General features: G+C 66.1%; 11 protein-coding genes and 1 pseudogene. 6 read left to right on the top strand and 6 right to left on the bottom strand.

Annotation, left to right across the window (positions count from 1 at the left end; genetic code table 11):
• Positions 1 to 37 precede the first annotated feature (37 nt).
• The gene (locus ACFOY2_RS13405; protein WP_379528296.1) at positions 38 to 208 is read right to left on the bottom strand and encodes a hypothetical protein; all 171 of its coding nucleotides are present in this window, start codon (positions 206 to 208) and stop codon (positions 38 to 40) included.
• A 77-nt stretch (positions 209 to 285) separates the two neighbouring features.
• Here ACFOY2_RS13405 and ACFOY2_RS13400 point away from each other — a divergent pair, with 77 nt between their 5' ends.
• Complete coding sequence (locus ACFOY2_RS13400; protein WP_379528295.1) at positions 286 to 1,020, top strand: IS110 family transposase; 735 nt, start codon at positions 286 to 288, stop codon at positions 1,018 to 1,020.
• Here ACFOY2_RS13400 and ACFOY2_RS13395 read toward each other — a convergent pair.
• Complete coding sequence (locus tag ACFOY2_RS13395) at positions 915 to 3,320, bottom strand: HD-GYP domain-containing protein (RefSeq protein ID WP_379528294.1); 2,406 nt, start codon at positions 3,318 to 3,320, stop codon at positions 915 to 917. The two genes, ACFOY2_RS13400 and ACFOY2_RS13395, sit on opposite strands and share 106 nt — an antisense overlap.
• A gap of 241 nt (positions 3,321 to 3,561) precedes the next feature.
• Between ACFOY2_RS13395 and ACFOY2_RS13390 the strand changes: the two genes are divergently transcribed.
• Positions 3,562 to 3,702 carry a hypothetical protein gene (locus ACFOY2_RS13390; protein WP_379528293.1) on the top strand — a complete coding sequence of 47 codons (141 nt, stop codon included), beginning with the start codon at positions 3,562 to 3,564 and terminating at the stop codon, positions 3,700 to 3,702.
• Positions 3,703 to 3,936: 234 nt separating this feature from the next.
• On the opposite strand, the pseudogene ACFOY2_RS13385 reads toward ACFOY2_RS13390, so the two are convergent.
• Positions 3,937 to 4,286, bottom strand: a pseudogene (locus ACFOY2_RS13385) (transposase); the annotation flags it as partial.
• A 384-nt stretch (positions 4,287 to 4,670) separates the two neighbouring features.
• Between ACFOY2_RS13385 and ACFOY2_RS13380 the strand changes: the two are divergent.
• The 3 genes from ACFOY2_RS13380 to ACFOY2_RS13370 are packed head-to-tail and all read left to right on the top strand — an operon-like array spanning position 4,671 to position 7,559.
• On the top strand, positions 4,671 to 4,904 hold the full coding sequence (locus ACFOY2_RS13380) for a hypothetical protein (protein ID WP_379528292.1): 234 nt from the start codon (positions 4,671 to 4,673) through the stop codon (positions 4,902 to 4,904).
• Between the two features lie 29 nt (positions 4,905 to 4,933).
• Positions 4,934 to 6,925, top strand: a complete 1,992-nt coding sequence (locus ACFOY2_RS13375; RefSeq protein WP_379528291.1) for a DUF6571 family protein — start codon at positions 4,934 to 4,936, stop codon at positions 6,923 to 6,925.
• Between the two features lie 37 nt (positions 6,926 to 6,962).
• Positions 6,963 to 7,559 (top strand): hypothetical protein, encoded by a 597-nt coding sequence (locus tag ACFOY2_RS13370; protein WP_379528290.1) that lies wholly within the window; start codon positions 6,963 to 6,965, stop codon positions 7,557 to 7,559.
• Positions 7,560 to 7,575: 16 nt separating this feature from the next.
• Here the strand turns inward: ACFOY2_RS13370 and ACFOY2_RS13365 are convergent, their stop codons facing one another.
• Both ACFOY2_RS13365 and ACFOY2_RS13360 read right to left on the bottom strand, forming a co-directional pair.
• A complete protein-coding gene (locus ACFOY2_RS13365) occupies positions 7,576 to 8,856 on the bottom strand; it encodes an MFS transporter (protein ID WP_379528289.1) in 1,281 nt (426 codons plus the stop codon).
• A gap of 55 nt (positions 8,857 to 8,911) precedes the next feature.
• The gene (locus tag ACFOY2_RS13360; protein ID WP_379528288.1) at positions 8,912 to 9,574 is read right to left on the bottom strand and encodes a GntR family transcriptional regulator; all 663 of its coding nucleotides are present in this window, start codon (positions 9,572 to 9,574) and stop codon (positions 8,912 to 8,914) included.
• Positions 9,575 to 10,041: 467 nt separating this feature from the next.
• On the opposite strand from ACFOY2_RS13360, the gene ACFOY2_RS13355 reads away from it, so the two are divergent.
• Complete coding sequence (locus ACFOY2_RS13355; RefSeq protein ID WP_379528306.1) at positions 10,042 to 10,287, top strand: YciI family protein; 246 nt, start codon at positions 10,042 to 10,044, stop codon at positions 10,285 to 10,287.
• Between the two features lie 9 nt (positions 10,288 to 10,296).
• Here ACFOY2_RS13355 and ACFOY2_RS13350 read toward each other — a convergent pair whose 3' ends face one another.
• Positions 10,297 to 11,532: an ATP-grasp domain-containing protein gene (locus tag ACFOY2_RS13350; protein ID WP_379528287.1), complete on the bottom strand. Its 1,236-nt coding sequence runs from the start codon at positions 11,530 to 11,532 to the stop codon at positions 10,297 to 10,299.
• Positions 11,533 to 11,554: the final 22 nt, after the last annotated feature.

The raw sequence follows: 11,554 nt of genomic DNA, 5'->3' as shown, positions 1-11,554 counted from the left end.
CAAACGATGCTAAAGTGAATATTGAGGCGATTGCCTCCTAATAGTCCACCGGATTGCGGGTGGCCTTCTCAAACACCACCTCCCTGGGCGCGGCCCTGTCGCCCTGGCCCGGCCGGTGACCACCGTCCTGGGGGTGCTCCTGGGCGCCCAGGCGTTCCCGGCCACCGCCGACGGATATGCCGCGCTGCTGGAGCGGACACGCGGACACGGCCACCTGCGGCGGGCTGGAGTCGAGGGAACCAGTTCCACAGCACCGCACTCAACCGCTACCTACGCCGTCACCACGTGGAGGGCCCGGAGGTCAACCGGCCCGATCGGGCCCGTCGGCGGTGGCGAGGCAAGAGCGACACCGTCGACGCCGAGAACGCCGCCCGAGCCGTGCTGTCGCAGGAGGCCACCGCCATCGCCAAGACCGGGAACGGCGCCGTGGAGATGATCCGCATGATCAAGGTCGCCCGAGACTCGGCGATCAAGGCCCGCACGCAGGCCATCAACCAGCTGCGGGCCGTCCTGGTACGAGCTGACCCGGCCTTGCGTGACACCCTCGTCGGCCTCGGACCGATCACGCTCGTCCGTACCTGCGCAGACCTGCCGGAGGCCGAGCATCTCACCATCGATGACGCGGCCCACACGGCGCTGCGCATGCTCGCCCGCCGCATCCTGGCGCTGACCGAGGAGAGCCGCGCTCACGAGCGCGCTGGTCGCGATCATTACCGAACGTGCGCCGAAGCTGCTCCAGCGGCACGGGTCGGGCCGGACACCGCCGCTGCGCTGCTCATCACCGCTGGCGACAACCCCAACCGGCACGGCAGCGAAGCTGCCTTCGCTGCCCTTTGCGGCGTCAACCCGATCGAGGCGATCAGGCGAGGGAGTGCCAAGGACGTTCTTACGGCACGTCCACCACGGAACAACGCTCACATCGGCTTCTTACGGTCGTTGCGGACAGGTTTGGGACTGAAGAGCAATTCAAGCTGGTCGCATCGGCTGTCAGCGATGGACAGAAACGCCGCCACCATCTGAGGATCGAAGGACGCTCCCGCTTCCTGACTCATGACCTCGAGAGCCGCTTCGATGCTCCTCGCCGACCGGTAAGCACGCCCAGTGGCGACGGCGTCGAACACGTCGGCCACGGCGATGACTCGGGCGCTCTCCGGAATCTCCCTGCCCGCCAAGCCCCTGGGATAGCCGCGGCCGTCGAACCGTTCGTGGTGGTGAAGAATTCCCTCCAGGGAGGCGTCGGTGAGGACGATTCGAGCGGCTGGTTCCAGGAGGTCGTCGAAGAGTTCCACCAGTCCCGCAACGATGCTCACGCCGCAGCTCGTATGCGATTGGATCAGCGCGTATTCCTCCTGGGTGAGAGCTCCGCCTTTGTTAAGGACAGTGCCGGGGACGGCGAGCTTGCCGATGTCGTGAAACAGCCCAGCCAGACGTACGGCCTCCAATGCGTCAGGGCGCATTCCCATTTCGTCGCCGATCATGGCGGCCAGCCGGGAGATGCGTTCGCTGTGCCGACGTGTGTGAGGACTTTTGATGTCCAGCGCCGTCATCAGCATTTCGGCCAGATCATCGGCGGTCACTTCGGTATCGAGCCGCTCAGGTGACCGGGCGGCGGCGAGGTGGCCGGCATCGGCCCAGGCTCGCCATAGTGCGGGCGCGTCCTGCGGGCGTCCCTGTGCGACCAGTAGACCGGCCATCCGTACGGCGGCTACTCTGCCGCCGGTGCCTGCATCGGCCTGCCTGCGTGCGAGCTCCCGTCCTGCTCGGTTCTGTTCGTCGAGAAGGCCGGCCAGCATCGTTCTCGCGGAGCCCTCACCTGCACCGGCCTGGGCGCGCCACAGCGCCAGCGCGTCATCTGTTCGGCCCTGTCCGACCATGAGAGTAGCCAAGAGCCCGGTCGCCTGCCTATTACCAGAGCGGATGGCGTGGCGGTACAGAGCTCGAGCATGCTGGTACAAGAGGCGATGTTGTGCGGCGTGGGCGACGCGGGTCTGGTCGCCGGGGTCGGTGAGATGGTCGACCAGTGCCTCCCAGCAGGTACGTGGCACCTCCGCCAGGTGGCGTTGCTGCCCGGCATGTTGCTGGAGGTAGTCGGCGACCTGGTAGCCGGTGATCTGTCCCATGATGGTGGAGCCGGCGACCGGTGCTAGGGCGGCCGCGGCGCCGTTCAAGGTGCCGGAGGCGTACGCGAGGGCGGTCTCGAACCAATCAGGTGGGGCGGCGGCGCGCTGGCGGACGTCGCAATACCCGGGTGCCGCAGCACGCAGCAGGTCCGGGCTGAGCGGGGACACGGCGCCAAGGCGAGTGGCGTCGATGGCGGCGTTCAGCACGGCGGCGGCGTAGGGGTCCGCTCCGCGCCATCGATCCACCAGTTGTGGAGCCGCGGCGATGATCTGGGTGAGCCCGTAATCTCCGGATCGCAGGGCCAATGCGATCCGCTGATCCCCAGAGGCCGCCACAGCTTCGGCGCGCTCGCTCTCCGCGGGGCTGAAGGAGCCTCGCAGATGAACCACGTCGGCCAGATCGAGTAGCTCGCGTTCAGCGGCGTACAGATCCGGCTGCCCTGGGCCCGGCATCGCCGTGTATGCGGTATAACGCTCGGGCCATACAGTCGCGATCAGCACCGCGCCTGCCTGCAGCAGAACGCGGACGGTGGCGGCGCTCAGACCGGCCGAGCCGCCCAAGTACCGTTGCAGCTCGTCAAGCCACACGACCAAGCGTCCGGTCACCTGCTCGGCGACCTGACGGACCTGCCCGGAATCAGCGGGATGGAGCAACCACCAGTGCGGCAGCACCGCCCCGATCGCCTCATACGCACATCGGGACTTACCCACTGATGACTCGCCGACCAGCACCACCATTCCGCCTCGGCGGGCAGCCTTGGCCAGCAGATCCCGGACTCCGCGTGGGGCGGTATCGGTGTCGCGAAGGATGTAAGCGGGAAGGTCGCCGGTCGCGCCCGGAGCGTCGATCGCGGCATGCACACCCAGCCGCCGCGGGTCGGCCTGTGCCACCCGGATCAGGCCGGCAGTGCCGGAAGCATCGGCGGTTAGCGCGCGTTCCCGCGCCTCTTGCCACGCCCTCCACTGCTCGCGGGGAACCGCGCAGGCACGCAGGAACACCTCCAGCGTCTCCCGGCTGGCCCTGCCCTTGTTGAGCAGGTCCGACAGCGTCGAACTCGGTAGCCCTTCCTTCGGCCGGTCGCCGGGGTTGGCTGCTTTGCCGAGTTCCGCGTACGAGCGGCCCGCCCGTAAGGCACGTAACGCGGATATCAGCTCGGGAACGGTGTGCACCTGGCTGGGGTCGGGCATCTCAACGTGCACCAGTGACGCTCCTCCCCGTCCTGACATCCCCATCCAGCCGCGGAGGCCTTCGGCGACTGACTCGGACGGCATCGGACCGGTTCCAACCCCTATCGTCGGTGCGGCCCCAGCACCCGTCCAGCCTGCACGCTCGGTTCACGCTGCGCGGTGGTGTCTCCGGCGTGCTCCGCATCCGATGCCGGACCCTCGTTCCCTGCGCTGACCTTGGAGAGCAACCGACGCATATCTCGGAGGAACCACGATGGAGCTTCTGGTTGACCTCATCCCACTGGCCGTTGCTGCCTTCAACCTGGTCACCGCCCTTACCAACCACAAAAGCGCGTGCCGACACAGACACCCGGCGCACGGCGAAGACAAGGGCGGCGTCTATTGCGGCCAGTGAGCGGCAGGTGTGGCGACGGGCGGGGATATCCAGTTGGCTCATACAGAGCCCTGAACGGTGCGGAAATGGCCCGTTACCTCGCGATCGAGGAGATGCTGAAGCGAGCGCCGAACGTCACCGTAGGGTAGAGGGACACCGCAGCGGACTGCCCCGACCCACTCATCCCAGAGCACCGGTGGGGCTTCGTCTTCGACGGCGAACACGTTGACGCTGTGCGCACTCCTGACACATCCGCTGACGTGACGAGACGCCCAGCAGGTACGAGGTCGCCACCACCGACGCCAGCGCCCGTTCGGCGCGCCGCTGCCGCTCCAGCAGCCAGTCCGGGCAGTACGACCCCTGCCGCAGCTTGGGGATGGCAAGTTCGACCGTGTCCGCGCGGGTGTCCCACTCCCGCCGCCGGTAGCCGTTACGCGAGTTGACACGCTGGTCCGATACCTCGCCCTAGCCGGCGCCGCAGCGCTGCTCAACCTCGGCGTCCATCATCATCTGCGCCATCCGCACGACCATCTCGCGCAGCACATCGGGCGATGCCTGCGCCAGCGTCTCGTCGAACCCTCACCCTCAGCAGGCAGAATGTCCATAGCGGCCACTTCTCGTTCTCCTTCTTGTGCCTTCGACAGCTGTGAAGGATCGCGGAGTGGCCGCCCTCATGTCACATCGATCTTCCCTCACGGGCATTAAGGTGACGAACGGATTCAAACCCGTACACCACCCCCGTGGACGCTAACGAGAGTTATGGGTGCGGATCGAACCTGCACCCGCCGAAAGTCTTGCCCACCAGCTCAAACCGCGTCACGCACCAGGCGCACCATCCGCGGTCTGCCCATGCCGTAGCCACTTCCCAGGTTGTACGTACGGCCAGCGCTTCCAGGTTCGAGCGATATCCACTTGGTCGAACTCGTCCCAGATGTGCCATCCGTGGTTACCATTCAAGCGTCCAGTCGTCTTTCCCGGGTCAGGCCTTCATGCCGACGAAAGATGAGGTAGAGACCGCTCGCCGGCAGATCGAGCGTCTTTCCGATCAGTGCGAGGCGGATTTACGCGAGCTCATCCGCCTCGCCGAGGGTGGCGCGCTGAAAGGGCCGGAGGGAGACAAACTCTCCGCCGATATGCGCCAATGGGAGCGTGACACCAAGAACTACTTCCGGGCGGCCCTGGACGTTCTCCACAGCCTCCCCGCGTCCGAGGTGTCTCCATGAGTCCTCGCGTGGGTATCAATCCTGAACTCATGACCAAGGTCATAGCCATGCTCAAGCGCACGGGCCCTGAGTTCCGGGAATCGAGCCGCCAGGTCGAAAGCGCGCTCGGCCGTCTTGGCGTCGAGCTCTGGACCTCGCCCGCGCTGCGCAGGGTCGCCGACCAAATGAGCGCGAAGCCACCGGACCTTCAAGGTCGCCTGGATCTGATCCTCGCCACCCCCGACGGGGAGTTCGGCCGCGACGGCATCATCTGGGCGGATGGGGCGGATTGGCAGTCCAGCACCACGGAAGGCGCTGCCGCTGCCCAGGCAGTGGCAGCGAAAGTCCGGGAGCAGGCCAAATCCGGGACCTTCGACGCCCAGACGGTCGCTGAACTGGAGAAGCACAAGAACGATCCTCTCTTCGCGGCCGCGTTCGCCAAGGAGATCCCGCCTGATGAGCTCAAGCGATTGATCTCCCGCATGTTCAGAACAGATCTTCCTCCCACTGGCCGCCCGGATGAGAAGGACCTGAACACAGAGAAAAAGGTCGCCAACCTGTTCAGCACCATCCTGGGTACCGCCTCCCGGGCCGGGAAGCTGCCCAATAAATACGCCGATGAACTGCTCAAGGACCTGGGAGACCCGCAGAGCGCCTTCGCCATCGGCAAGCTCCTCGACAAGGGGAAGTTCGACCACGCGTTCATGCTCGATGTGGTAAAGCGGGTCTACGACTACGACGTGGCTCACCCCCAGGCACGCGCAAGAGAGCCGGAGTTCCCGCCTCCCGGCCAGGACAAGATTCAGCACGCCCCCGACGTGAGCCCCATGAGCACCGTGCTGAGTGCTCTGATCCATCATCCGAAGGTGGGCCAGGATTTCTTCACCGACCCCAAGCGGAGGCCGCTGGCGTACCTGATGCGCGAGCGGCGGTGGGGACCGGAGAGCGACACCCTGCTCGGCGCGGCCCTCTACGAGGCGTCAACGAAGTTCCGGGACCACGGCATGCCCCGGGAGCAGTCGAGCGGATACAAGGCCGCACTCATCGCCTCATGGGCCAGCCATTACTGGGCCGAGGAGAAGGTGCAGCAGAACCTGCCGAACACCCGCATCTGGGCCGCTTCCATCCACGCCAACTACATCAGTGATGTTCACCGGGCCTACCAGGCGCCGCCGACCATGGAAATAGGCGTGGACGCCGCCAACGATCCAGACAAGTCCCTGTCCGGCCTGCAGCCCTATGGCGCCGTCTTCAACAAGGACGAGCTCAAGAAGGCCATGACGTGGGCGTTCAAGGACAATGATGCGTTCATGACCGTGGCGGCGGCCCACGGGCAGTACTCGGTGAAGGTCCTGGACGAGACGGCATCCGGGCTGGCCGCGGAGGTCAGAGCCGAGTTCGCGGCATGGCACAAGTCGCATCCCGAAGCGACCAAGAAACAGATCGACGAGAAGCGGCAGGACATCCTCGAGAAGAAGATGGGAGGCGGCGGCGGAGCTTTTGAGTTCCAGGGCGCCGTGAACGACCTCAGCGAGACGACGTACGCGATCACGGATGCCGCGAACATCGCCAAGATCGAGGAAGCCAAGAAGAACGACGAGCGATACGCGGCGTGGAAGAACATGGCGACAAAGATCATCGATCTGGCTCCGGGGCCGCAGGGCAAGTTCGTCGGCCTGCTCGTGAGCCAAGCAAAGGATCACATCTACGGGAAGTTCACGCCCAACTCAGAAGACAAGGCAAGAGTAGCGGCCGGGAACGCGATGGAGGACGCCAAAATCATGTTCCGCGATGCCACCGCGGCAGCCATGATGCGGAACGGCCTTTTCGGTGATGGATCGGTACCCGCACCCACTCATCCACACGCTTCCAAGCAGTACCCGAAAGGCTCCAATGGTGACTTCCTGGTAAACGGCGAGATCAAATCAAAGGATGAGATGACCGCAACAGAAATGAAGGCTTACAATGAGTGGCTCTATCTGAACAGAGCGACGAAACGCGTCTTTTACGGCGCAGATTCCGCGATAGATCGGAACTCTTGACCGATGACAAAGGCCCATGAGTGAAACCTCCTTCAGCATGAGAAGCCTGTTGCCAACCACGGCATTACTTCTTGCGGCAGGCATGCTGACCGCCTGCTCGGCCTCTCCATCACCGCCCCCGTCGCCCGCTCCCGACACGCGGCCGCTTGGCGATGTCACCGCCGCGCCCAAGGAGTGCGACATGATCTCGAGACAGTCCATCGAACGTGCCACCGGCCTCAGCGACTTCACCGTCAAAAAGTACATGTCCAACGATGGCAAGCGCCTCGAGTCCTGTTCCGTCTACCCCAATCCCCCCACCAGCAGCTCTTATCGCCTCAAAATTGAGATCGATGATCCGTCTGTGCTCTCACTGAGCGAGATAGAGGGAACCAAAGCAGCCAGAGACGGAGTCGACCTGCCTGCCGACGCTGGCCCCGGATTCACCTTCACCATCGTGGAGTTCGGAGTGAAATACCAGACCGGCGGCTGGGCATGGGCTCGAAACGGCAGTCGTATGCTCAGTGTGTCGCTGGACGAAACGCCTTCGAACAGAGACCCTCAGAAGGACGCCGCCGAGTTCATTCGTCAGCTCAGACCCATCCTTCTCGACGCGGACGGAGCATCGAAGCAGACGTCCGGCCGAGGCAAGTGATCGGCTCAAGATCGGCTCATGCGTTACAGCCGATCGAAGGCCGCTCGGCGGACGCTGCGGAGCTCGTGCCGTGTGCGATCAGGGCGAGGCAGCCCAGGGCCGCCAGGGCCACTGCCGACAGCATCACCGGGTACGAGAGCCAGTGCGACAGCGTGGACAGCACGGTGGGCAGGAGGAACCCCGAGTAGGCGAGCACGTAGTAGATGCCCGTCAGGCCGGCCAGATCGTCCTCGCCCGCCATCTGCTGTATCTCCATCAGCCCGGAGACGACCGCGATCCCATAGGCCGCACCCAGGACGATCGCAGCCGCCACGGCCAGCAGCGGTGAACGCAGTACGGCGTTCACCGCGCACAGCGCGGTGCCGAGCAGCATCACGGTCATCGCCACCACGGAGGCGCGCCCCTGGCCGCGACCCGCCGCCTGATGCAGCCGCTTGGCCACCGGTTGCACGGCCGCGCCGGTTCCCAGGGTCAGCACTGTCAAGGCGGTCGCGTAGGCGAGCCCCCAGTTGCCCAGCCGTGATGCGACCAGTTCCGGCATCACCGCGTACGCCAGCCCCGCCGCGCCGAACACCCACGGCGCCATCGGCAGCACCACCAGCCGGAACCGCCGGCGCGCGGGCGCGGGCACGCGCAAGTCGTCCGCCAGGGATCGCAGGAGTCCTCGGCTCGAGGCGGCCGTCGCCGACGGATCGGGCGCCCGCGTCTCCGGCACCCGCAGCAGCAGCGCCGGGACGACGACGGTGATGAGGATGTGCACAACGTACGGAGTCACCATGGGCCACGGCCCCCACTGCGCCAGCGCACCCGCAACGCCTGCACCCAGCGCGAAACCGGCCGTCTGGCAGAGCGCGGCCCGGCGTGCGGCGAGCCCGTTGTCCGCGTCGCCGGAGAGCTCCTTGACCCAACTGCTGCCCACCGACATGGCGATGCCGACCGCGACACCCGTGAGCAGCCTTCCCGCGTAGATCGTCCAGGCGCCGTCTGCGCCGAAGCACAGCACCAGGCTGGCGAGCGCGGACGTCACGGTCCCGAACACCAGAACCGGCCGGCGACCACGCCGGTCCGACACCGGCCCGGCAATCAGCAGACCGGGCACCAGGCCGACGACGTAGGTGCCGAGAAAGGCGTCCACGCTGAGTGTCGAGTAGCCACCGAGCTGGCGGTACATCAGCAGAAGGGGGGTGAACTGGTTGCCGCCCCAGCCGCAGACGAACATCGCTGCGGCGACCCGGCGCCACGCACCCGAAGGGGCCACGATGGCAGTCGGCTCGACGACCCGCTGGGTTTCGAGCATGGTGATGACGTTTCCTTGCGTGTGGATGGTAGCGGCGCTGTTGCCGCCGGTTTGATCAGCGGCCGTCGCCGGAGGGCGCCGGTGAACCGTGTGTTGCGGCGAGATGCGCGCGCAGGGCCTGCCCGAACGTTGCGGCTACGCCGGCCACGAGATGAGCGAGCAGTGTTTCGTGCTCGTCGGCCAGCACGCTCAGTCGCTGGGGCCGGGGCGACAGCGCGGAGATGCTCATCCGCCGCTGCCGGTCGCCGAGGGTGGCGTAGAAGCGGCCGGCGAGACGGTTCCCCGACGCCTCGACGATGCCCCGGTGGAACATCTCGTCCGCTGCGGCGAACCCGTCGACGTCCCCGGCCTGCGCGAGTTCACGCTGCCGCTCGATCAGCTCGCGCAGGTGCCGTTCGAACCTGGCCGTCAGGCCGTCCCGGGCGATACGCTCCGCGGCGGCCTGCTCCAGCGCCTGCCGCAGCTCCAGCACGTCCGCGGCCTCGCCCGCGGGCACGGGCACGACCACGGCGCCGCGCTTGGGATGCAGGGCCAGCAACTCTTCGGACTCCAGACGCAGGAACGCCTCACGGACCGGGGTCCGGCTGACCCGGACCCGTTCGGCGATCTCGCCCTCGCTGATCAGGCTGCCGGCGACCAACTCGCCGCTGAGGATCAGTTCCTTTGTGACGGCGTACACCGCCTGCGCGGCAGACGCGCGCCCCGCTGTTTCGGCCATGGCCCCGACCCTAACATTGATAGATGCATGCTTGTATCTATGACCTGGGACGCCTAACCGGTAGCAACAGCCCGTGCGCTGACGGTCTCCCCAACACCACCATGACCGCCACGCGCCACCAGGCGGGTGGCGGCTGGTTATGGACTGCCTGAACACCGAACGGCCGCCGGTCGCCAAGAACACCCTGGTCGCCTTCCGGCAGCGGCTGATCAGCGGACCATCGAGTCTGCGGTCTGAAGGAGTCGGACAAGCTGGATGACCTGCTCGGATGACATTAAGTCGCTGTGTCCAGCCCGCCCGGGAACGGTTCAGGGGCGCGCGCCGTCCACGTGCCGGCTGCTATTCTGCGACGCCGGCCGGGCACGTCGCGTACGGGAAAATCGAACGTACGGAACTGAAAGGGGGAAGGGGGAACGGGCATTTACAGCACCGCCCCCCAACTATCAATGGCAAGATTCGTGCTGCAGATGGTGTTCAAGAATGAGAAGGAGCGCCTGGAGGTACGTCCAGCTCATCGTGAGCATCTACAGGCGCTTCTCCAAAAGGGTCAGCTGATCACTGCGGGGCCGTGGGCGGATGATACGGGCGCCTTGCACGTCTACGAGGTCGCGGACGAGGCGGAACTTCGCGCGATCTTGAGCCGCGACCCGTACACGGCGGTGGACGCATACGACATCGCACTGCTACGGGAATGGACGCCGATCTTGCCTTGACGATCGGCGTCAGGTGATGGCGAGCGTGATCGCCTCCTGCACCTGTTGCTCCAGCGCGTCGAGTTCCTCGGGTGTACGAGCGTCGATGAGGAAGGTGACGGCCCGGTCGTCGGACTCGCTGAGTCCATGGATCGCGCTGCCCGGCGACTTCAGCACTTGCACGCTCCTCAACGCGGGGCCGTCATCAGGGGCGCCCGGTTGCGGAGTGGGCCAGAGCTCACCTTCCGGAGTCCACTCGACGCTCACCCCGGGCCAATCGATCTTCACGTCCTGCAGGATGCCGGGATCGTGGTCGAGGTAGACCTGCCGCGCGTATCTGGCGGGAGCGGGATAGGTGGCGGGTTCTCCGAGGGCGATGCGGATGATCTCCGGCTCCATCGGAGCCCCGGTCGCCAGATGGTAGAGAGGCAGCAGCCCGTCGCCGGGCGTGCGTGCGGCGATCTCCATGAGGTAGACGCGCCCTTCGGGCGTCGCCCTGAGCTCGACGTGCGCTATGCCGTCGGCAAAGTCCAACCGCTCCAGAATGGATGCGCTCGCCGCGCGGAGCATGTCGTTGGTCGTGCTGGGCGGGGCCGGCACGGTATGCGCCAGCTCGACAAAGGACGTCGAAGAGGATTCGTTGGTCTCTTTGCGGGTGACGGATTCAAAGATGACCTTGCCGCCCTGGACCAGGCTCTCCACCGAGTATTCCTGGCCGGTCACGCATCCTTCCAGGAGCAGGGTCTCCTCGTGCGGGTAACCGTGCAGGCATTTGTCCAGCTCCGCCTGGCTTCCCACGCGCCGCACCCCCGAACTGGAGCGCCGCCCGGCCGGTTTCAGCACGGCGGGCCATCCGGGATGTTCTCCGATGGGAGAGGTACGGTTCCCCGGCGGGAAGATCAGGGTGGTTGGGCTCCACTCTGGACAGTAGAGCCGTTGGAGATACTTGCTCCGGCACACCCGGCTGGCGCGGAGCCCGGGTGAGCGCAGGCCGAGCGCGTCGGCGACGATGCCTGTCTGCTCGACCATCATCTCGCCGACCGCATACACGCCGACGATGTCGTGTTCGCGGGCCCACTTCAGAGCCTGGGCGACGACGCCGGCGGTGAAGCTGCCCTCCAGTTCCACCGCACCGGAGACGAACGCGGCCTCGTCGATCACTGAGGCGGGATGCGATGGATCGGACATGCAGGCTGTAGTGGCCTCTCGCCAACCGGCCGAGGTGATGAACAGGGCTTTGAGCCCGCGACGGCGGATCTCGGACAAGTAACCCCAGTTACGGCACAGG

It is taken from the genome of Nonomuraea purpurea, from assembly GCF_042650645.1.
GTDB lineage: Bacteria > Actinomycetota > Actinomycetes > Streptosporangiales > Streptosporangiaceae > Nonomuraea > Nonomuraea purpurea.
The sequence above is the reverse complement of the archived record's forward strand: the minus strand, read 5'-3'. Positions and strand labels throughout refer to the sequence as shown.